Origin of the sequence: Anaeromyxobacter dehalogenans 2CP-C, from assembly GCF_000013385.1 — a bacterium.
Classification (GTDB): domain Bacteria; phylum Myxococcota; class Myxococcia; order Myxococcales; family Anaeromyxobacteraceae; genus Anaeromyxobacter; species Anaeromyxobacter dehalogenans_B.
Genome location: NC_007760.1, coordinates 3,545,921 through 3,566,180 on the forward strand (window position 1 = coordinate 3,545,921; position 20,260 = coordinate 3,566,180).

The 20,260-nt window shown below is 74.9% G+C and carries 17 protein-coding genes; 12 read left to right on the forward strand and 5 right to left on the reverse strand.

From position 1 onward, the window contains the following. Nucleotides 1-11: 11 nt before the first annotated feature. A complete protein-coding gene (locus ADEH_RS16080) occupies nucleotides 12-1,343 on the reverse strand; it encodes a TolC family protein (RefSeq protein ID WP_011422161.1) in 1,332 nt (443 codons plus the stop codon). 281 nt (nucleotides 1,344-1,624) lie between these two features. Between ADEH_RS16080 and ADEH_RS16085 the strand changes: the two genes are divergently transcribed. The 6 genes from ADEH_RS16085 (at nucleotide 1,625) to ADEH_RS16110 (ending at nucleotide 10,620) form a co-directional block, all read left to right on the forward strand. Continuing rightward, nucleotides 1,625-2,665, forward strand: a complete 1,041-nt coding sequence (locus tag ADEH_RS16085) for an HlyD family secretion protein (protein WP_011422162.1) — start codon at nucleotides 1,625-1,627, stop codon at nucleotides 2,663-2,665. Nucleotides 2,666-2,675: 10 nt separating this feature from the next. Continuing rightward, the gene (locus ADEH_RS16090; protein WP_011422163.1) at nucleotides 2,676-3,608 is read left to right on the forward strand and encodes an ABC transporter ATP-binding protein; all 933 of its coding nucleotides are present in this window, start codon (nucleotides 2,676-2,678) and stop codon (nucleotides 3,606-3,608) included. Beyond that, nucleotides 3,605-4,573, forward strand: a complete 969-nt coding sequence (locus tag ADEH_RS16095) for an ABC transporter ATP-binding protein (RefSeq protein WP_011422164.1) — start codon at nucleotides 3,605-3,607, stop codon at nucleotides 4,571-4,573. Before ADEH_RS16090 ends, ADEH_RS16095 begins: the two co-directional genes overlap by 4 nt. Then, the gene (locus ADEH_RS16100; RefSeq protein WP_011422165.1) at nucleotides 4,570-5,712 is read left to right on the forward strand and encodes an ABC transporter permease; all 1,143 of its coding nucleotides are present in this window, start codon (nucleotides 4,570-4,572) and stop codon (nucleotides 5,710-5,712) included. Before ADEH_RS16095 ends, ADEH_RS16100 begins: the two co-directional genes overlap by 4 nt. Further along, a complete protein-coding gene (locus tag ADEH_RS16105; protein WP_011422166.1) occupies nucleotides 5,709-6,860 on the forward strand; it encodes an ABC transporter permease in 1,152 nt (383 codons plus the stop codon). The genes ADEH_RS16100 and ADEH_RS16105 overlap by 4 nt, the downstream gene beginning before the upstream one ends. A gap of 88 nt (nucleotides 6,861-6,948) precedes the next feature. Continuing rightward, nucleotides 6,949-10,620: a phosphoketolase gene (locus ADEH_RS16110; protein WP_232287303.1), complete on the forward strand. Its 3,672-nt coding sequence runs from the start codon at nucleotides 6,949-6,951 to the stop codon at nucleotides 10,618-10,620. A gap of 36 nt (nucleotides 10,621-10,656) precedes the next feature. Here the strand turns inward: ADEH_RS16110 and ADEH_RS16115 are convergent, their stop codons facing one another. Then, nucleotides 10,657-10,881: an antibiotic biosynthesis monooxygenase family protein gene (locus tag ADEH_RS16115; RefSeq protein ID WP_011422168.1), complete on the reverse strand. Its 225-nt coding sequence runs from the start codon at nucleotides 10,879-10,881 to the stop codon at nucleotides 10,657-10,659. Between the two features lie 12 nt (nucleotides 10,882-10,893). Beyond that, on the reverse strand, nucleotides 10,894-12,777 hold the full coding sequence (gene nhaA, locus ADEH_RS16120; RefSeq protein ID WP_041453611.1) for a Na+/H+ antiporter NhaA: 1,884 nt from the start codon (nucleotides 12,775-12,777) through the stop codon (nucleotides 10,894-10,896). A 276-nt stretch (nucleotides 12,778-13,053) separates the two neighbouring features. Here nhaA and ADEH_RS16125 point away from each other — a divergent pair, with 276 nt between their 5' ends. The 6 genes from ADEH_RS16125 (at nucleotide 13,054) to ADEH_RS16150 (ending at nucleotide 18,850) form a co-directional block, all read left to right on the forward strand. Then, a complete protein-coding gene (locus tag ADEH_RS16125) occupies nucleotides 13,054-14,382 on the forward strand; it encodes an ABC transporter substrate-binding protein (protein WP_011422170.1) in 1,329 nt (442 codons plus the stop codon). Nucleotides 14,383-14,394: 12 nt separating this feature from the next. After that, nucleotides 14,395-15,441 carry an ABC transporter ATP-binding protein gene (locus ADEH_RS16130; protein ID WP_011422171.1) on the forward strand — a complete coding sequence of 349 codons (1,047 nt, stop codon included), beginning with the start codon at nucleotides 14,395-14,397 and terminating at the stop codon, nucleotides 15,439-15,441. Next, nucleotides 15,438-16,385 carry a carbohydrate ABC transporter permease gene (locus ADEH_RS16135; RefSeq protein ID WP_041453916.1) on the forward strand — a complete coding sequence of 316 codons (948 nt, stop codon included), beginning with the start codon at nucleotides 15,438-15,440 and terminating at the stop codon, nucleotides 16,383-16,385. The genes ADEH_RS16130 and ADEH_RS16135 overlap by 4 nt, the downstream gene beginning before the upstream one ends. A gap of 10 nt (nucleotides 16,386-16,395) precedes the next feature. After that, entirely contained in the window at nucleotides 16,396-17,241 is an 846-nt protein-coding gene (locus tag ADEH_RS16140; RefSeq protein WP_011422173.1) for a carbohydrate ABC transporter permease, read from the forward strand. A gap of 106 nt (nucleotides 17,242-17,347) precedes the next feature. Next, nucleotides 17,348-17,830 (forward strand): BON domain-containing protein, encoded by a 483-nt coding sequence (locus ADEH_RS16145; RefSeq protein WP_011422174.1) that lies wholly within the window; start codon nucleotides 17,348-17,350, stop codon nucleotides 17,828-17,830. A gap of 72 nt (nucleotides 17,831-17,902) precedes the next feature. Next, entirely contained in the window at nucleotides 17,903-18,850 is a 948-nt protein-coding gene (locus ADEH_RS16150) for a sigma-70 family RNA polymerase sigma factor (protein ID WP_049760115.1), read from the forward strand. Nucleotides 18,851-18,853: 3 nt separating this feature from the next. Here ADEH_RS16150 and ADEH_RS16155 read toward each other — a convergent pair whose 3' ends face one another. Continuing rightward, nucleotides 18,854-19,687: an alpha/beta fold hydrolase gene (locus ADEH_RS16155; protein WP_011422176.1), complete on the reverse strand. Its 834-nt coding sequence runs from the start codon at nucleotides 19,685-19,687 to the stop codon at nucleotides 18,854-18,856. After that, nucleotides 19,687-20,157 (reverse strand): DoxX family protein, encoded by a 471-nt coding sequence (locus ADEH_RS16160; RefSeq protein WP_011422177.1) that lies wholly within the window; start codon nucleotides 20,155-20,157, stop codon nucleotides 19,687-19,689. Before ADEH_RS16160 ends, ADEH_RS16155 begins: the two co-directional genes overlap by 1 nt. Between the last annotated feature and the right edge of the window lie 103 nt (nucleotides 20,158-20,260).

The following is a 20,260-nucleotide window of genomic DNA, read 5'->3' on the forward strand; positions in this document are numbered from 1 at the left end:
CCGCCCCGGCGCTACAGGTCCCGCCCCAGCGCGCGCCCGAGGGCGAGCCGCGCCTGCGCGAGCCGCGCGCGCGCGTCGGCGAGGCCGATCTCGGCCAGGTACTCGCGGTCGTTCGCGTCGATCACGTCGAGGCTCGACGCGATGCCCGCCTCGAAGGAGCGGCGCGCGGAGGCGGCCGTCTCGCCCGCCAGCTGCGACTGCGTCTGCGCCAGCCGGAGCCGCTCGCGGGCGACGCGCAGGTCGCGGCGGCCGTCCTCCACCTCCTGCCTGACCGCGAGGCGCTGCGCCTCGGCGCCGGCGCGCGCGCCGGTGGCCTGGGCCTCCGCCTGGCGCCGCTTCCCGTACCGGAAGCCGCCGTCGTAGAGGCTCCAGGTGAGGTCGAGCGTCACGCGCCAGCCGTCCTTCTCCCCGGTGACGTAGGGCGTGTCCGCCGCGAACGCGGCGCCGGAGGCGGAGAGCTGCGGCACGAGCCGCGCCCACGCGGAGCGGACGCCGGCCTCGGCCGCCGCGACCTGCGCGTCCTGGGCCGCGATCTCGGGCCGGTGCTCGAGCGCCTCGCCCGCCAGCGCCTCCGCCGGCATCTCCAGCTCCGGCGCGGGCGCGGCGGCGCCGTCCGGCACCACCACCCGCACCGGCTCCTTCCGCCCGAGCAGGATCCCGAGCGCGAGCCGCGCCCGCTCGAGGTTCGCGCGCGCCGCCACGAGATCGCCCTCGCGCTTCACCTGCTCGGTGCGCGACTTCAGCACGTCGAGCGGCGCGGCGGTCCCGGCCGCCACCCGGCGCTCCGCGCTCCGCACCAGCTCGGCCGCGCTCGCGACGGCGCGCTCCGAGGCCGCCACCACCTCCTCCGCCGAGGCGGCGCCGTGCGCCGACTGCGCGAAGCCGGTGCGCAGCGTGCGCCGGGTCGCCTCCGCCCCCAGCTCCGCGGAGCGCGCCGCGTCGCGCGCGGCCGCGAGGTCGAACCAGGCGGTGGGGACGAGCAGCGGGACGCGCGCGGTGGCGGTCACGCTCAGCGACTGGTCCGGCTGGATGACGCGCTCGGGTCCGCCGGGCAGCGCCAGCGTCACGCCCTCGCTGTTCTTCAGATAGGTGCCCTGGGCCGAGAGCGTCGGCAGGAGCGCGGCCGCGGACTGCCGCACCAGCGCGCCCGCCTCGCCGGCGCGGCTGCGCGCCTGCACCAGGGTCAGGCTCTGCGCGTCCAGCTCGCGGAGCGCGGCCTCGAGCGTCAGCTCGGGGGCGGCGGCCGGCGGCTCGGGGGCGGCGTCCTGCGGGGCGACCGGCGGGGCCGCCGGGGCGGCGGCCGGCAGGGCGAGGAGGAGCGCGAGGAGGATCGACGTGTTCACGGTGCGTTCTCCGGCGCGGCGCGGGGGTGGCGCCGCCGGGCGCGGAGGAGAGCAAGGACGGTGCCGGCGCGGGGAATCGCCGCGCAGCGGCGCTTTCGACGCGCGGCCAGGGCGCGCGCGTTCGGATTCCCTTACGCCGCGTCGGTTCTCCTACGCCGGAGGGCCGACGCGCGGGGCGCAACGCCGCGTCCAGGCGGCGCGCGGGCGCCCGCCGCCCGGCGGCACGCGTCTTGCGACGGGACCGGGCGCAGCCCGCGGAATCCACCGCGGAGGGAGCAGACATGAGACGAGTCGTCGCGGTCCTGGTGGTGCTCACGCTCGTGCTGGCCAGCCTCATCGGCTACCGCCTGTGGAGCCAGGCGCGCGCCCTGTCGGCGCCGGCGGGCGGCTCGGGCGAGATCGAGGGGACCGTGGTCGAGCTCTCCTCGCGCGTGGGCGCGCGCATCCTCGAGCTGAAGGTGCGCGAGGGCCAGCGCGTGAAGGCGGGCGACCTGCTGGTCCGCCTCGACTGCGCCGATCCCGCCGCGGCGCTCGCCGAGGCGGAGGCGCGGCTCGCCGCCGCGCGGGCGCAGGCGGCGGCCGCGATGGCGCAGGTGAAGGCGTCCGAGCGCGCGCGGGTGGCGGCCGGCGCGACGCAGGAGGCGGCGAAGGCGCAGGCGGCCGCGCTGGCGGCGCAGGCCGAGGCCGCCGAGCGGCAGGCGCGGCGGCTCACGAACCTGCCCGAGGACGTGGCCGCGTCGAGCATCGACCTCACCCAGGCGAGCGCGGCGCAGCTCTCGCAGCAGACGCTCGCCGCGAGGGCGCAGGCCACCGCCAGCGCCGAGCAGGCGCGCGCCGCGGCGGTCAACACCACCGCCACCGCGTCGCAGGCGCAGGCCGCGCTGGCGCAGGTGCGGGCGGCGGAGGCGTCGGTGGAGCGCGCCCGGATCCTCGCGGGGGAGTGCGAGCTCCGCGCGCCGCGCGACGCCGAGGTGCAGACGCTGCCGCACGAGGCCGGCGAGCTGGTGCCGCCGGGCGCGGTGCTGGCGCGCCTCGTGGACCTCTCGGAGGTGACCGCCACCTTCTACCTGCCCAACGCCGAGATCGGCGCGGTGAAGCCGGGGCAGAAGGCCGAGGTGGCGGCGGACGCGTGGCCGGGCGAGCGGTTCCAGGCGACGGTGCGCACGGTCTCGCTGGAGGCCGAGTTCACCCCGAGGAACATCCAGACCCGCACCGACCGCGACCGGCTGGTCTACCCGGTGGAGGTGGTGGTGGTGAACCGGGACGCGAAGCTCCGGGCCGGCATGCCGGTGCAGGTGACGCTGCCCGGGACGGGGCGCTGAGGCGCGCGCCATGACGCACGAGCCCACCCCCTCCCCCGGCGCCGGCCCCGCGGTGGTCGCGCGCGGGATGGTCCGGCGCTTCGGCGCCACCGTCGCGCTCGACGGCCTGTCCTTCGAGCTCGCGCGCGGCGAGCTGCTGGGCCTGGTCGGCCCCGACGGCGCCGGCAAGACCACCGCCATCCGCGCGCTGGCCGGCCTGCTCGCGCTGGACGGCGGCGAGGCGCGGGTGCTGGGCGCGGACCCGCTCTCCGGCGCGAACCGCGAGCGGCTCGGGCTCATGCCGCAGCAGTACTCGCTCTACCGCGACCTCACCGTGGAGGAGAACCTGCACTTCTTCGCGCGGCTGTACGTGCTGCCGCGCGCGGTCTACCGCGAGCGCAAGGAGCGGCTCCTCGCCATCACCCGCCTCGACCGGTTCACCGACCGCCGCGCCGACGCGCTCTCCGGCGGCATGTACAAGAAGCTCGCGCTCGCCTGCGCGCTGCTGCACGAGCCCGAGGTGCTGCTCCTCGACGAGCCGACCAACGGCGTGGACCCGGTCTCGCGCCGCGAGCTGTGGGCGCTGCTCCACGAGTTCGTGCACGGCGGCATGACGGTGCTCGTGTCCACCCCGTACATGGACGAGGCGGAGCGCTGCAGCCGTGTGGCGCTGGTGCACCGGGGGCGGGCCCTGCTCGACGGCGAGCCGGGCGCGCTCATCGACGAGTTCGAGGACGAGGCCTACGAGGTCCACGGCGGGAACCGTGAGCGGCTCGACGCGGCGCTGGCGGCCCACCCGGCCGTGCTGGCGGCCTCGCCCGCCGGGGCGCGGCTCAAGGTGGTGGTCGCCCGCGGCGCGCGCGACGAGGTGGCGCGGGCCATCGCGCCGCTCGGCGGCGAGCTGGAGCCGACCCACCCCGACTTCGAGGACCTGTTCCTGGCCCGCATCCGGGAGGCGGCGTGATCCCGGCCGCGAGCGCCGCCGCGCCGGCGATCGAGGCGCGCGAGCTGACGCGCCGCTTCGGCGCGTTCCTGGCGGTGGACCGCGTCAGCTTCGAGGTCGAGCGCGGCGAGATCTTCGGCTACCTGGGCGCGAACGGCGCGGGGAAGTCCACCACCATCCGCATGCTCACCGGGCTGCTCGCGCCCAGCTCCGGCACCGGCCGCGTGGCCGGCCACGACCTCGCCGCCGATCCCGAGGGCGTGAAGGCCTCCATCGGCTACATGTCGCAGAAGTTCTCGCTCTACCTCGACCTGCCGGTGCGCGAGAACCTGATCTTCTTCGGCGGCGCGTACGGGCTCTGGGGCAAGGCGCTGGAGCGGCGCGCCGACGAGGTGCTGGCGCTCGCCGACCTGCGCGACGCGGGCGACGTCATCACCGGCGACCTGCCCGGCGGGGTCCGCCAGCGGCTCGCGCTCGCCAGCGCCATCCTGCAGCGGCCCCAGGTCGTGTTCCTCGACGAGCCCACCGCCGGGGTGGACCCGGTCGCCCGCCGCACGTTCTGGCGCGTCATCCGCGACCTGGCGCGCGAGGGGACCACCGTGTTCGTCACCACGCACTACCTCGACGAGGCCGAGTACTGCCGGCGCATCGGCCTGATGGTGGACGGCAAGCTGGTGGCGCTCGACACGCCGGCGGGCCTCAAGGCGACCTGGGTGCCGGAGCGGCTGCTCGTGGCGCGCGGCCGGGACCTGGCGCGCGCGGTCGAGCGGGCGCGGAGCCTCCCGGGCGTGAGGAACGTGATGCGCTTCGGCGCGGCGCTGCACCTGCGGGTCGAGCCGGGGGCGCTGTCCGACGCGGACGCGGCGGCCGCGCTGCGGGCCGGGGGCGCCTCGGACGTGGTGGTCGAGGCCGCCGAGCCGAGCCTGGAGGACGTGTTCCTGGCGGTGGTCGGCGCCGGCGGCCGCGGCGAGGAGGGCTCGCCGTGACCGGGGCGCAGGAGCGGGTGCGCCGCTCGCTGGTGCGCATCGGCGCCATGGCGCAGAAGGAGACCATCCACGTCCTGCGCGACCCGCGCACGCTGTACCTGGCGCTGGTCATGCCGGTGGTGATGCTGTTCCTGTTCGGCTACGGGGTGACCACCGACCTGGAGCGGATCCCGCTCGCGGTCGCCGACGCCGACCGGAGCGAGGCCTCCCGCGCGCTGGTCCGCACGCTCACCGAGGGCGGCGAGCTGGCGCTGGCGGGCGAGGTCGCGCCGGCCGACGCGGACCGGCTGTTCCGCCGGGGCGCGGCGGCCGCGGTGCTTGTGATCCCGGAGGACTACGAGGAGCGGCTGGCGCGCCGCGAGCGGGTGGAGCTCCAGCTCCTGGCCGACGCCTCCGACGTCAGCTCGGCGAACCAGCTCCTCTCCAAGGCCGACGCGCTGGTGCGCGCCGAGTCGCGGCGCCTCTCCGCCGCGGCCGCGACCGTCGCGGCGCCGCCGCTGTCGGTGAAGGTCCGGACGCTCTACAACCCCGCCGCGCGCTCGGCGCTGTTCCTGGTGCCCGGGCTCGCCGCCTACATCCTGGCCATCACCGCCATCCTGCTCACCACGCTCACCGTGGCCGGCGAGTGGGAGCGCGGCTCGATGGAGCAGCTCTTCGCCTCGCCGGTGGGCCGGCTGGAGATCGTGCTCGGGAAGCTCCTGCCCTACCTGGTGCTGGCGATGCTCGAGCTGCTGCTCGTGATCGCGTTCGGGGCGGCCGTGTTCGACGTGCCGGTGATGGGCAGGCCGCCGCTCCTCGTCGCCATGGGGTTCTTCTTCGTGGTGGGCATGCTCGGGCAGGGGCTGCTCGTGTCGGTGCTCACCAAGAACCAGCTCCTCGCCACGCAGGTGGGGCTCATCTCCGCGCTGCTCCCCTCGCTGCTGCTCTCCGGCATGGTGTTCCCCATCGAGAACATGCCGGTGGCGCTGCAGCTCCTCTCCCGCGTGATCCCGGCCCGCTACATGGTGCACGCGCTCCGGGAGATCCTGCTGAAGGGGAACGGCCTCGACGTGCTCTGGCCCGACCTGCTCGCGGTGGTGGCGTTCGCGCTCCTGGTGATCGCGCTCTCCACCGCGCGCTTCAAGCGGAGGCTCGCGTGACCGCACATCGACCCCGGCCCTCGGCCCGCGTGCAGTTCCTGGCGGTGTTCCGCAAGGAGGTCCGCCAGACCGCGCGCGACAAGCGCATGATGGCGGTGCTGGTGGTCGCGCCGCTGCTGCAGACGGTGGTCTTCGGGTTCGCGGCGAACTTCGACGTGGACCGGGTCCGCACCGTGGTGCTCGACCGCGACCGCACCGACGTCTCGCGCGAGCACGCGCGGCGGCTGCTCGCCGACGGCACCCTGCTCCGGGCCGGCGACACCGCCTCGGCGGTCGAGGCCGAGCAGCGGGTGCACCGCGGCGAGGCCGCCGCGGCGGTGATGTTCCCGGAGCGGCTCGCCGCCGATCTCGCCGCCGGCCGCCCGGCCGAGGTGCAGGTGCTCATCGACGGCGCCGACCCGAACCGCTCCACGGTCGCCGCCGACGCGGTGGCGCGCTACTTCGCCGGCGAGGGGGAGCGCCTGGCCCGGGACGCGAGCGCGGCGCGGGGCGCCACGCTGCCCGGCCAGCTCGCGCTCGTGCCGAGGCTCTTCTACAACCCTGGGCTCGACTCCCCTCCCTACATGGTCCCGGGCATCGCCGCGCTGCTCCTGGTGGTGGTGACGACCATCGTGAGCGCGATGGGCCTCGCGCGCGAGCGGGAGATGGGCACGCTGGAGCAGGTGCTGGTCACGCCCATCCGCCCGGCGGTGCTGCTCGCCGGCAAGATCGCGCCGTACGTGATCATCGGCTTCGTGAACCTGGCGATGCTGGTGGGGGCCGCCAGCCTGATCTTCGGGGTGCCCATCCGCGGCCCGCTCCCGGTCCTGGCGCTCGGCACCCTGCTCTACCTGCTCACCACGCTCGGGGTCGGCCTGTTCATCTCGACCATCTCGAAGAACCAGCAGCAGTCGTTCCTGGGCGGCTTCCTGTTCCTGGTCCCGGCGCTGCTGCTCTCCGGCGTCATGACCCCGGTCGCCGCGATGCCCGGCTGGCTCCGGGCCATCACCTTCGTGAACCCGGTGCGCCACTTCGCCACCGTGATGCGCGGCTCCCTGCTGAGGGGCGCGGGCCTGGTGGACCTGGCGGTCCCCCTCACCGCGCTGGCGGTGATCGGCTCGGCCATCTTCGTCCTCTCGGCGCTCCGCTTCCGCAAGACGCTCGCGTGAGCACGGGCCCGGCCCGGGGACCGCGCGGGGTGCGACCCGACTTCCGCTGACCGCGCCGGCGGCGGGGAGCAGTATGTGGGGCGCTGCCATGTCCGAGCGGATCCTCGTCCTCAACGCAGGGTCGTCCTCGATCAAGTTCTCGCTCTTCGCCGGGCGGGGGGACGGCGCGCTCGCCGCCGAGCTGCGGGGCAAGGTCGAGCGGCTGGGCGGCGACGGCGAGCCGCACCTGGTGGCGCACGGGCCGGACGGCGAGCTGGCCGCCGAGCGCACCTGGCCCGCGAGCGCCTACGTGGACCACGGGGCGGCCCTGCGGGCCGTGCTGGAGCTCGTGGACGGCACGCTCGGCGGGCGCGGCCTCGCGGGCGTGGGCCATCGCGTCGTGCACGGCGGGACCGTGTTCGACGGCCCGGCGCTGGTGACCGACGAGGTGCTCGCGCGGCTCCAGACCTTCGTCCCGCTCGCGCCGCTCCACCAGCCGCACAACCTCTCTCCGATCCGGGCCCTGCGCGAGCTGCTGCCGGACGTGCCGCAGGTGGCCTGCTTCGACACGTCGTTCCACCGCACCGCGCCCCCGCTCTTCGAGCGGTTCGCGATCCCGGAGGAGCTGCACGAGGCCGGCCTGCGCCGGTACGGCTTCCACGGGCTCTCCTACCAGCACGTGGCCGAGGCGCTCCCCGCGCTCGACCCGGCGGCCGCGGCCGGGCGCACCGTGGCGCTGCACCTCGGGAACGGCGCGAGCCTGTGCGCGCTGCAGGCGGGGCGCAGCCTCGGCGCCACCATGGGCTTCAGCGTGCTGGACGGCCTGGTGATGGGCACGCGCTGCGGCTCGATCGACCCCGGCGCGCTGCTGTGGCTCTCCGCCGAGCGCGGGATGCGCGCGAAGGAGATCGAGGGGCTGCTCTACGACCGCTCCGGCCTGCTGGGCGTGTCCGGCCTCTCGTCCGACATGCGCACGCTGCTCGCCTCGGCGGACCCGCGCGCCCGCCTGGCGGTGGACCTGTTCGTGCACCGGATCCGCCGCGAGCTCGGCGCCGCCGCGGCCGCGCTGGGCGGCCTGGACGCGCTCGTGTTCACCGGCGGCATCGGCGAGAACGCCCCGGAGATCCGCGCCCGCGTTTGCCGCGACGCGGCCTGGGCGGGCGTGGAGCTCGACCCGGACGCGAACGCGGCCGGCGGCCCGCGCGTCTCCGCCGCCGGCAGCCGCGCCTCGGCCTGGGTGGTCCGGGCCGACGAGGAGCTGACCATCGCGCGCCAGGCCCGGGCGCTGCTCGATCGCGCGCCGCCGCGCGCCAGGGAGGGTAGCCACGTGACCTCGAACCCCGCCGCCTCGCCGGGCGCCGCCGCGCTGTCCGCGTACGGCCCCGCCCGCGCCACCGTCACCGAGCGGCCGCTCGCGCCCGAGGAGGTCCGGCGCATCGACGCGTTCTGGCGCGCCTGCAACTACCTCGCGGCAGGCATGATCTACCTGCGCGACAACCCGCTGCTCCGCGAGCCGCTGCGCCCCGAGCACGTGAAGAACCGGCTGCTCGGCCACTGGGGCGCGAGCCCGGCGCTGTCGTTCGCGTACGCGCACCTGAACCGGCTGATCCGGCTGCGCGGCACCGAGGTGCTGTTCATGGCCGGGCCGGGCCACGGCGCGCCCGGCGTCCTCGGCCCCGTCTACCTCGAGGGCACGTACTCCGAGGTCTACCCCGACCGCAGCCTGGACGAGGAGGGGCTGCGCCGGTTCTTCCGCCAGTTCTCCTTCCCCGGCGGCGTCGGGAGCCACTGCACGCCCGAGACGCCGGGCTCCATCCACGAGGGCGGCGAGCTGGGCTACGTGCTCTCGCACGCCTGCGGCGCCGCGTTCGACAACCCGGACCTCGTCGTCGCCGCGGTGGTCGGCGACGGCGAGGCGGAGACCGGGCCGCTCGCGACGTCCTGGCACGTGAGCAAGTTCCTGAACCCGATCCGCGACGGCGCGGTGCTGCCGATCCTGTCGCTCAACGGCTACAAGATCGACAACCCCACCCTGCTCGCCCGCATCGGCCACGACGAGCTGGAGGCGCTGCTGCGCGGCGCCGGCTGGACCCCGTTCTTCGTGGAGGGCTCCGAGCCGGAGTCGATGCACCAGGCCATGGCCGCCACGCTCGACCGGTGCGTCGAGCTGATCCGGGGCGCGCAGCTCGAGGCCCGGCGCACCGGGGTCGCCGCCCGCCCCCGCTGGCCCGCCATCGTGCTCCGCACGCCGAAGGGCTGGACCGCGCCGGCGGAGCTGGACGGCCACCGGCTGGAGGGCTCGTGGCGCGCGCACCAGGTCCCCATCCCGCGCGTGAAGGACGACCCGGCGCGCCTGGCGCTGCTGGAGCGCTGGATGCGCAGCTACCAGCCCGAGGAGCTGTTCGACGCGTCCGGCGCGCCCGTGCCGCTGGTGCGGGAGGCCGCGCCCCGCGGCGAGCGCCGCATGGGCGCGAGCCCGCACGCGAACGGCGGGGTGCTGAAGAAGGCGCTCCTCCTCCCCGACTTCCGCGACTACGCGGCGCCGGTGCCGGCGCCGGGCGAGTCCCGCGCGGAGAACACGCGCCCGCTGGGCACGTTCCTGCGCGACGTGATGCGGCAGAACCCCACCCGCTTCCGGCTGTTCGGGCCGGACGAGACCAGCTCCAACCGGCTCGACGCGGTGTACGAGGCCTCGCGGAAGCTGTGGCTCGCCGAGCGGTTCCCCGAGGACGAGGACGGCGGGCGGCTCGCGCCGGACGGGCGCGTGGTCGAGATGCTGTCGGAGCACACGCTGGAGGGGATGCTGGAGGGCTACCTGCTCACCGGCCGCCACGGCCTGCTCTCCACCTACGAGGCGTTCGTCCACATCATCGACTCGATGTTCAACCAGCACGCGAAGTGGCTCTCCATCTGCAACCAGCTCTCCTGGCGCGAGGAGATCGCCTCCCTCAACCTGCTCGTGACCTCGACCGTGTGGCGGCAGGACCACAACGGCTTCACCCACCAGGACCCGGGCTTCCTCGACGTGGTGGTGAACAAGAGCGCCGCGGTCACCCGCATCTACCTGCCGCCCGACGCGAACTGCCTGCTGTCGGTGGCCGACCACTGCCTGCGCAGCGAGGACTACGTGAACGTGATCGTGGCCGACAAGCAGGCGCACCTCCAGTACCTGCCCATGGACGCGGCCATCACCCACTGCGCCAAGGGGCTCGGGATCTGGGACTGGGCCAGCAGCGACGAGGGCGCCGAGCCCGACGTGGTGATGGCCTGCGCCGGCGACGTCGCCACGCTCGAGGCGCTCGCGGCCACCGCGCTGCTGCGCGAGGCGTTCCCGGACCTGAAGCTCCGCTTCGTCAACGTGGTGGACCTGTTCACGCTGCAGCCGGACACCGAGCACCCGCACGGCCTCTCCGACCGCGACTTCGACTCGCTGTTCACCACCGACCGGCCCATCATCTTCAACTTCCACGGCTACCCTTGGCTGATCCACCGGCTCGCGTACCGCCGCCGGAACCACCCGAACCTGCACGTGCGCGGCTACAAGGAGAAGGGCAGCATCGACACGCCGCTCGAGCTCGCCATCGACAACCAGATCGACCGGTTCAGCCTGGCCATGGACGTCATCGACCGCGTGCCGCGCCTCCGCGCCACCGGCGCGCACGCCAAGGAGCGGCTGCGCAACCGGCAGCTCGCGGCCCGGATGTACGCGCACGAGCACGGCGTGGACGCGCCGGACGACGCGGGCTGGACGTGGCCCGGCGGCCGGCTGGGGGCGCGTTGACGCCGGCGCCGGGCCGCGGGCGCTCGACCTCGGCGATCAGGGGAAGGCGTACTCGCGCTCGACGCGGCACACTCGGACGCGGTACGCGCGGTACCACCGCTCCCGCCCGGCCCGCTGCGCTGCGCGGTGGTCCGCCAGCTCCCGCCAGCGCCGGATGGCGTCCTCGTCGCGCCAGTACGCGACGGTGATGCCGAGGCCGTCGGCGCCACGGGCGCTCTCCACGCCGAGGAAGCCCGGCTGCACGCGCGCGAGCGCCTCCATCTCCTTGGCGGGCTACGTGCCCGCCGCGTCCACCTCGGACCCCTCGGGCGCCGGGAGTGCCTCCGCCTCCGCCGCGGGCGAGCGCCGCGGCCAGAGCACCAGCGCGCCGAGGACGCCGGCGAGCAGCGACGCGGCGAAGATCGCGATCTTCGCCGCGCGGAAGTCGGCCGGGTCCGGGAACGCCTGTCCGGCGATGAAGAGCGACATGGTGAAGCCGATGCCGGCGAGCGCCCCGGCGCCGGCGAGCTGCCGCCACGCGTAGGCCGCCGGCTTCACCGCCAGCCCGGCGCGCACCGCCAGCCGCGCCGCCAGGAACATGCCGAGCGGCTTCCCGGCCACCAGGCCGAGCACGATGGCCGCCACCAGCCGCCCGCGCCCGTCCAGCGCGCCCGGCACCCAGGCCACGCCGGCGTTCGCGAGCGCGAACACCGGCAGCACCGCGTAGCTCGCCCAGGGGTCCAGGGTCCGCAGCAGCTTGCTCGCGGGCGACTCGATTCGGTCGTGGATGGCGTCGAGCGCGCGCAGCGCCGGCTCGGAGGGGCCGTGGCGCAGCACGCCCTCGCGCGCCCGGCGCAGCTCCGCCTCCAGCACCGCCTGCGCCTGGCCGGTGAGCGCGCGGAGGTCGGGCGGCGGCCGGGTCGGCGTCACCACCGCCAGGATCACCCCGGCCAGCGTGGGGTGCAGCCCCGCCGCGTGGAGGCAGGCCCACAGCAGCGCGCCCAGCGCGACGTACGGCGGCGCCGCCGAGATCGCCGCGCGGTTCAGCCCGGCGAGCAGCGCGGTCACCGCTGCCGCCGCGAGCAGCCACGGCAGCGAGATCGCGCCGGAGTAGAACAGCGCCACCACCGCGATCGCGACCAGGTCGTCCACGATCACCGCCGCGGTGAGGAACACCCGCAGGTCCACCGGCACGCGGTCGCCGAGCAGCACCAGGATCGCCACCGCGAAGGCGGTGTCGGTCGAGATGGTCGTGCCCCACCCGCCCGCGAGCGGGCCGGCGGGGATCACGAGCAGGTACAGCGCGGCGGGCGCGACCATCCCGCCGATGGCCGCCGCCATGGGGAGCGCGGCGGCGCGCCAGCTCGCCAGCCGGCCCACGGTCAGCTCGCGCTTGATCTCGAGGCCCACCACCAGGAAGAACAGCGTGAGCAGGCCGTCGTTCACCCACTGCACCAGCGGCAGCGCGAACCCGCGGCCGCCCAGCGAGAGCCCGAGCGGCGCCTGCCAGGCGGCGGTGAACGCGGCGCCCGCCGACGAGTTCGCGATCGCCACCGCGATGGCGGTGGCGACTACCAGCAGCAGGCCGGTGGACGGCGCCCAGCGCGCGAAGTCGAGCGTCGCCGCGTGCAGGCGGTGCCCCAGGGAGCCGAGCAGCGCCTCCGAGAGCGCGGCCGCGTCCCAGGGGCCCTCGTAGCGGCGGCCGTTGATGAAGAACGTCGGGGTGAGGTGGACGCCGCTCCGGCGCGCGCTCTCCACGTCCTCGCGCACGCGCGCCGCCGCGCCCTCCCATGGGCCGGCGCCGCGCTCGCGCGGCGGCAGCCCCAGCTCGCGCGCGATCGCGTCCAGCTCGCCGGCGGCGAACGACGGCCCCCGCCGCATGAGCAGGTCGTGCGCGTGCCAGAAGCGTTCACCGTCGAGCCCGGCCGCCTCGGCCAGCTCGGCCGCCGGCCGGGCCGCCTCGGCGCGGATGGGGCGCTGGCGGAACACGTACCGGAGGCGGTCCCCCAGGCGGTCGCGCAGCTCGGCCACCACCTCGTGGGCGACGTGGCAGTGCGGGCACGCGTAGCTGCCGTACTCGACCAGCGTCAGGTCCGCGCCGGGCTCGCCGAGCACGTGGTCCCGCGCCGGGTCCACCGGCGGATCGAGCCGCACCGGCAGGGGTCCGGGCCCGCTCATCGGGCGGCCTTCCGGGGCGGGGCGGGCGCGTCGGGCATCCGCGCGATTCAACCGTGCGCTCCGTCGGGCGGCAAGCACCAGCCCGGGCCCGACGCGGCGCGCCACCGCGCACGCGAGCGGCCCCGCGCGCGGCGTCGCCATGGAGGGAGCACGCGCGGGCGGGCCCCAAGCGACGCGACGCCGGACCCGTCAGGCGCACGGCCGCCAGCCACCCTCGTACATAGCGATGCAGAGGTCAGGGTTTCGCGCGCGAGCGTTCGCGCGCCGGAGGTCGGAATGGCAGGCGATCGCGGATCCTCGAGGTGGAGCCGGCGGCAGTTCGTGAAGGCGGCGGGCGTGGGCGCGCTCGCGGCGGCCGGGCTGCCGCGGCGCGCACGCGCGCAGGGCGGCAAGACGCTCAAGATCATCCAGTGGAGCCACTTCGTCCCGGGCTACGACAAGTGGTTCGACGGGACGTTCTGCAAGCAGTGGGGCGAGAAGCACGGCACCCGGGTGATCGTGGACCACATCTCCATCCCCGAGATCAACGCGCGCGCCGCCGCCGAGGTCTCCGCGCAGAAGGGCCACGACCTGTTCATGTTCCTCTCGCCGCCCGCGGCGTACGAGAAGCAGGTCATCGACCACTCCGAGATCTACCAGCAGGTGGAGAAGCGCTGGGGCAAGGTGAACGACCTCGGGCACAAGTCCACCTTCAACCCGAAGACCAAGAAGTACTTCGCGTTCTCCGACAGCTACGTGCCGGACCCGGGGAACTACCGGCAGGACCTCTGGTCCCAGGTCGGGTTCCCGCACGGCCCCGACACCTGGGAGGACCTGCGCAAGGGCGCGGCCGCGATCAAGCAGAAGATCGGCAACCCGTGCGGCGTGGGGCTCTCGCAGGAGCTCGACACGAACATGGCCACGCGCGCGCTGCTCTGGTCCTTCGGCGGCTCCGTGCAGGACGCCGAGGGCCGGGTGGTCATCAACTCGCCCCAGACCATCCAGGCGCTCGAGTTCATGCGCGCGCTGCAGAAGGAGGCGCAGACCGGGGAGGTGTTCACCTGGGATCCGTCCTCGAACAACCGCGGCATCCTGGCCGGCAAGCTCTCCTTCGTGCTGAACGCGATCTCGGTCACGCGCACCGCCGAGAAGGAGAACCCGGAGATGTCGAAGAAGATCCAGATCGTGCCCGCGCTGAAGGGACCGGTGCGCCGGATGGCGGCCGAGCACGTGATGGACTGCTACGTGATCTGGAAGTTCGCCGAGAACAAGGACGGCGCGAAGCAGTTCCTGGCCGACTACATGGACGCGTTCGGCGAGGCGTTCAAGGCGAGCGAGTTCTACAACTTCCCCTGCTTCCCGAAGACCGTGCCGGACCTCGCGAAGCAGGTGTCGAACGACCCCAAGGGCGTGCCGCCCGACAAGTACAAGGTGCTCGCGGGCGTCACCGAGTGGGCCACCAATGTCGGCTACCCCGGCTACGCCACCGCCGCCATCGACGAGGTGTTCAACACCTTCGTCCTCCCGACGATGTTCGCGAAGGTGGCGCGCGACGAGCTGTCGGCGCGCGACGCGGTGAAGGCGGCCGAGGTCGAGGTGAAGCGCATCTTCGACAAGTGGAAGTAGGCGGGAGGGCGCGTGGCGGTCGTCGAGACGCGGAGGCTCACCAAGTTCTTCCGGAAGGCCGACCAGGGCGCCGCCGTGAACGAGGTGGACCTCGCCACCCGCGACGGCGAGTTCCTGGTCTTCCTCGGGCCCTCGGGCTCGGGGAAGTCCACGCTCCTGCGGATGATCGCCGGGCTGGAGGAGCCCACCCGCGGGGACGTGCTCATCGGCGGCCGCGTGGTCACCGGGCTGCCGCCCCGCGCCCGCGGCATCGCCATGGTGTTCCAGAGCTACGCGCTCTACCCGCACCTCTCCGTGGAGAAGAACATCGGCTTCCCGCTCAAGGCGCACGGGATCCCGAAGGACCGGCGCCGGGAGCGGGTGCGCTGGGCCGCGGAGCTGCTCGGCATCGGGCACCTGCTGGCGCGCAAGCCGCGCGAGCTGTCCGGGGGCGAGCGGCAGCGGGTCGCGCTGGCCCGGGCGCTGGTGCGCGAGCCCACCGTGTTCCTGCTGGACGAGCCGCTCTCCAACCTGGACGCGAAGCTGCGCGCCTCCGCCCGCACCGAGCTGATCCAGTTCCACGCGCGGGTGGGCACCACCACCATCTACGTCACGCACGACCAGGTCGAGGCGATGAGCATGGGCGACCGGATCGTGGTGCTGGACAAGGGCGTGGTGCGGCAGGTCGGGACGCCGAAGGAGGTCTACGACGAGCCGGCCGACACGTTCGTGGCCACGTTCCTCGGCTCGCCCCCCATGAACCTGCTCGACAGCGGCGAGGTGATCGCCGGCTTCCGCCCGGAGACCCTGCTGCCGCGCGGAGCGGTGGCCGGCCCGGCGGTGCCGCTGGACGTGCGGGTGGAGGCGGTGGAGTTCCTGGGCTCCGAGCAGATCCTGCACGGCAAGGTGCAGGGCGGCCGGTTCGACGGGCGCGCGGTGATCTCGCGCATGACGATGGGCGCGAGCGCCGGGCTGGACGCGGGCGCGGTCCACCCGCTCGCGGTGGCGGAGCGCGACCTGCGCCTGTTCGACCGGAGCAGCCGCAAGCGCATCCCGGCCCGGGAGCTGGGGTGGCGGTGACGCCCGCCGACGCCGCCAGGCGGCCCGCCGCCAAGGCGCTCCGGGACGTCCCGCGGCGGCGGGGACCGTCGTCCGCGACCTGGCTCGGCGTGGCGATGTTCTCGCCCGCGGTGATCTACATCCTGGCGCTGGTGGGCCTGCCGCTCGTCCTGGCGTTCCTGTACAGCGTGAGCGACGTCACGGTCGGCTCGGAGGGCTGGCGGTTCGTCGGCCTCGACAACTTCCGCAGCGTGATGCGCAGCCCGGCGTTCCGCCGCTCGCTGCTCGACTCGTTCGTGTTCACCATCTCCACCCAGGTGATCGTGCTGGTCTGCGCCACCGCGCTGTCGCTGGCGCTGAAGGAGCGGTTCCGCGGGCGCGCCGCGGTGCGCTTCCTGATCCTGCTGCCGTGGGTCGCGCCCATCAGCCTGGGCGCCATCGGCTGGAAGTGGCTCCTCGACTCCATCTACTCGGTGGTGAGCTGGGTGCTGGCGAGGCTGCACCTCGTGAACGCGTTCGATCCGCCCATGTGGCTCGGCGAGCCCACCCTGGCGATGGGCTCGGTGATCGCCGTGCACTCCTGGCGGATGATCCCGTTCGCGACCGTGATCATGCTGGCCGGCCTGACCTCCATCCCCAAGGAGATCCCGGAGGCCGCCGCGGTGGACGGCGCCGGCTTCTGGCGCACGCACTTCGAGATCACGCTCCCGATGATGCGGCCCATCATCAACGTGGCGGTGCTGTTCGGCGTGGTCTTCACCTTCACCGACATGACCGTGGTCTACATCCTGACCCGCGGCGGCCCGTACGACACCACCCAGGTGCTGCCCTCGCTGGCGTTCTTCACCGGCGTGCTCGGCTCGGACCTGGCCGAGGGCGCCGCGATCTCGGTGTTCCTGGTGCCGATCCTGGTGGCGGTCGCGTTCCTGATGCTCCGGGTCGCGCACCGCGCCGAGGTGACGTGAGGAGGCGGGCGTGATCCGGACCCAGACGACGCTCGCGACGCGCGTCGGGCGGTGGACCATCGTGGCCGGGTTCGCGGTGCTGCTCGCGTTCCCGTTCTACTGGATGGCGATCACCTCGTTCAAGCAGACGTCGGACCTCTACGACGTCGAGCACAACCCCTTCATCTTCAACGCGGCGCCCACGCTCGACCACCTCCGCTTCCTGTTCGAGGAGACGCTGTTCCTGCGCTGGTTCTGGAACACCACCCTGGCCGGCGCGGCGGTGGTGGTCATCACGCTCCTCCTCGCGGTGCCGGCCGCCTACGCGCTGGCGCGGCTCACCGGCACGGCCGGCCAGCAGCTCGGCATCGGCATCTTCCTCACCTACCTCATCCCGCCCACCCTGCTCTTCATCCCCATGTCCCGGGTGGTCGCGGACCTCGGGCTGCAGGACACGCTCTGGGCGATCATCGTCACCTACCCGACGTTCACGGTGCCGTTCTCGATCTGGCTGCTGATGGGCTTCTTCAAGGCCATCCCCAAGGACCTGGAGGAGGCCGCGCTGGTGGACGGGCTGACCCGGTTCGGCGCCTTCGTGAGGCTGGTGATCCCGATCTCGGTCTCCGGGATCCTCACGGTGGTGATCTTCTCGTTCACGCTGGTGACGCAGGAGTTCGTGTACGCGCTCACCTTCATCTCGTCGGCCGAGCACCAGACCGTGAGCGTGGGCGTCCCCATCTACCTGGTGCGCGGCGACGTGTACTACTGGGGCTCGCTCATGGCCGCCTGCCTGCTGGCGAGCCTGCCCATCGCCATCGTCTACAACGTGTTCCTGGACCGCTTCATCGCCGGCTTCACGGTCGGCGCGGTGAAGTGAGCCGGCCCGCGCCCGGGCGTCCGCCCGCCGCTCGGCGGGCTCCGCCTCCCGCCGCGATGCGTACCGTAGCTGGGGCCTCGCGGGCCCCGGAACGGGAGGAGCCGTCATGTGGTTCGAACGACGCAGCCGGGCGTGGAGCGGGAGCGTGCCGTCCTTCGTCGCTGGGGCGGCCGTGGGCGTGCTCGCGGCGGCGCTGCTCGACCCGCGGCGCGGCGCGGCCCGCCGCGCGCTGGTGCGGGACAAGGCCACGTCGGCCGCGCGCCAGGCGAGGCGGGAGGCGGAGCGGCGCGCGCGGGACGCGGCCAACCGGGCGCGCGGGAAGCGCCACGAGCTCGCGCACGCGGGCGAGCGCGTGCCGGACGACATCCTGGTCGAGCGGGTGCGCGCGCACATGGGACGTCCGGTGCGGCACGCCCGGTCGATCCAGGTGCACGCGGAGGACGGGATCGTGACGCTCGCCGGCCCGATCCTCCGGGACGAGGTGGAGGGCCTGCTCGCTGCCGTCGGGCAGGTGCGCGGCGTCCGCCGGATCGACAACCGGCTGGAGGTGCACGACGCGCCGGGGCGCCACCCCGGCCTGCAGCGCTAGGCGAGCGGCGCCCGGATGGGTGCCGCGCTGGCGCTTCGCACCGGCGCGGTCCTCCGCTATGACCTCGCTCGCATGATCACGGTCGATCAGCTCGAGGCGCACCGGGCGGCGCTCACCGGCCACTGCTACCGCATGCTGGGCTCCGCCGCGGAGGCGGACGACGCGGTCCAGGAGACGCTGGTGCGCGCCTGGCGGAGCCTGGACCGCTTCGAGGGACGCTCGTCGCTCCGCACCTGGCTGTACCGGATCGCCACCCGGGTTTGCCTGGACGCGCTGGAGGACCGGGCGCGGCGGGCCCGCCCGATGGATCTCGGGCCGGCCGGGACGGTGGCGGACCCGCTGGAGGCGCTCCCCGGGGAGCGCTGGATCGAGCCCATCCCCGACGTGCAGGCGCTCCCGGCCGACGCCGATCCCGCCGAGCGCGCCCTCCTGCGGGAGAGCATCCGGCTCGCGTTCGTGGCCGCGCTCCAGCAGCTGCCGCCGCGGCAGCGGGCTGCGCTGCTGCTGGCCGACGTGCTGGGCTGGTCGGCCGCCGAGATCGCCGGCGACCTCGACACCTCGGTGGCGGCCGTGAACAGCATGCTCCAGCGGGCCCGCGCGACGCTGCCGGCGCGGGATCCCTCCGGCCCGGGCGCCGCGCTGTCGCAGGCCGAGGCCGCGCTGCTCGAGCGCTACGTGGAGGCGTTCGAGCGCTTCGACGTGGCGGCGCTCACCGCGACGCTGCGCGAGGACGCGTGCTTCTCCATGCCGCCGTTCTCGCTCTGGCTGCGGGGCCGCGACGCGGTGGCGGCGTGGCTCACCGGGCCCGGCGCCGAGTGCCGCGGCTCGCGCCTGGTGCCCACCGCCGCGAGCGGCCTGCCCGCGTTCGCGCAGTACCGGTCCGCCGGCCCCGGCCTCCACCGCCCGTGGGCGCTCCTCGTGCTGGAGCCGTCGCCCGGCGGGATCGCCGGCTGGACCGCGTTCCTCGACACGGCCACGCTGTTCCCGCGCTTCGGCCTGCCGGCCGAGCTCGGTTCCTAGCGATCAGGCAGGCCCGGCGGCCCACAGATCCGCCTCGGGCTCCCCCGGCCGCCCCGCGGCCTGCCGCCCGAAGGCGGCCGCCTCCAGCGTCTCGGCCAGCAGCCCCGGCTCGACCGCGTGCGCCTGCCCCGGGAGCTCCAGGTGGCGCGCCCCGGGGATCGCCGCGGCCGCGGCGCGGGCCGCGCGGGCGAGCGCCGGGGCGGTCCTCCCGCCGTTCATCAGCAGCACCGGCACCCGCAGCGCCGAGAGTCGCGCCGCCGGGACGGCCCAGTCCCCCATGATCGCCGCGTCGTACGGGAGCGTGTGCGCCACCGCCTCCAGCTTCCGCCACATCGGGAGCAGCCGCATCACCCAGACCGCCATCGCCGGCACGCCGACCATGCGGCGCATGAAGTACCGGACCATCGCCCCGGCGAGCAGGCGCCGGAGCTGCGCGTCGTGGCCCGCGCGCCCGTGCGCGCCGGTCTCGTCGTCCACCCAGGGCGGCTCGTAGGCCGCGACCTCGGTCAGCCCGACGCCGCCCGCGGCCGCCTCCAGCGCGAGCGCCGCGCCGGACGAGAAGCCGAGCGCCGCCGCCGCCCCGCCGGCCGCCTCGACCAGCGCCGCCAGGTCCTCCACCTCTCGCGCCACCGCGTACGGCGCCGTGTCCCCGCTCCCGCCGCGTCCGCGCCGATCGTACGCGATGACCGTGAAGCGCCGCGCCAGGAGCGGCGCGAGCTGCGGCACGGGGCCGAACGTCCGGCTGCACAGCGCCCCGTCCACCACGATGAGCGCGGGGCCGGCGCCGTGCCGCTCGAACGCGATGGGGGTCCCGTCCCTGGAGATCACCCGGTCCATCAGGCCTCCTCCTCCGCCGCGCGGGCGCGCCCGCGCAGCAGCGCAGCGAGCAGCCGCCGGTCGCGCAGCACCAGGCCGCCCCAGATCAGCGCGCCGACGTAGGTGGGGAACAGCACGTGGCTGAAGAGCGGGTTCCCCACCCGCACGTGCGTGGCGACCGCGCCGCCCAGGTAGCCGGTGAGCAGGATGGCCCCCAGCGCCGCCGTGCGCGGGATGGCGTACAGCACCACGCAGGCGAGCAGCGTCGCGCCGATCCCGACCACCGTGTCGAGCGGGTAGCCGAGCTGCTGCGAGCCCTCCAGGACCGGCGCCGCCCGCATCAGCTTCCCGAGCGCGTCGAAGGCGAGGAACGCGATGGCGAGGCCGCTCAGCACGCGCCCCGTCCACAGCGCCGTCCTCGAGGTCGCGCCCGCCGGCGCCCGGTCCACGCCCGCCGCGCTCCGCCCACCGATGTCCGTCGTCAGCTCCATGTCGTGCTCCTTGTCCGTCGAGGTCCGGGCTCGCACCCGGGGGTTTGGTGGCGGCGTCCATCCCGCCGGCTCATCCGGCGACGATCGGCGCCACGCTGGATCG

Bases quoted from the DNA above. Each gene is read 5' to 3' on its own strand.
- ADEH_RS16090 (WP_011422163.1), top strand. From the start codon at position 2,676: ATGACGCACGAGCCCACCCCCTCCCCCGGCGCCGGCCCCGCGGTGGTC.
- ADEH_RS16110 (WP_232287303.1), top strand. From the start codon at position 6,949: ATGTCCGAGCGGATCCTCGTCCTCAACGCAGGGTCGTCCTCGATCAAG.
- ADEH_RS16160 (WP_011422177.1), bottom strand. From the start codon at position 20,157: ATGGAGCTGACGACGGACATCGGTGGGCGGAGCGCGGCGGGCGTGGAC.
- ADEH_RS16085 (WP_011422162.1), top strand. From the start codon at position 1,625: ATGAGACGAGTCGTCGCGGTCCTGGTGGTGCTCACGCTCGTGCTGGCC.
- nhaA (WP_041453611.1), bottom strand. From the start codon at position 12,777: ATGAGCGGGCCCGGACCCCTGCCGGTGCGGCTCGATCCGCCGGTGGAC.
- ADEH_RS16150 (WP_049760115.1), top strand. From the start codon at position 17,903: ATGATCACGGTCGATCAGCTCGAGGCGCACCGGGCGGCGCTCACCGGC.
- ADEH_RS16125 (WP_011422170.1), top strand. From the start codon at position 13,054: ATGGCAGGCGATCGCGGATCCTCGAGGTGGAGCCGGCGGCAGTTCGTG.
- ADEH_RS16145 (WP_011422174.1), top strand. From the start codon at position 17,348: ATGTGGTTCGAACGACGCAGCCGGGCGTGGAGCGGGAGCGTGCCGTCC.
- ADEH_RS16155 (WP_011422176.1), bottom strand. From the start codon at position 19,687: ATGGACCGGGTGATCTCCAGGGACGGGACCCCCATCGCGTTCGAGCGG.
- ADEH_RS16115 (WP_011422168.1), bottom strand. From the start codon at position 10,881: ATGGAGGCGCTCGCGCGCGTGCAGCCGGGCTTCCTCGGCGTGGAGAGC.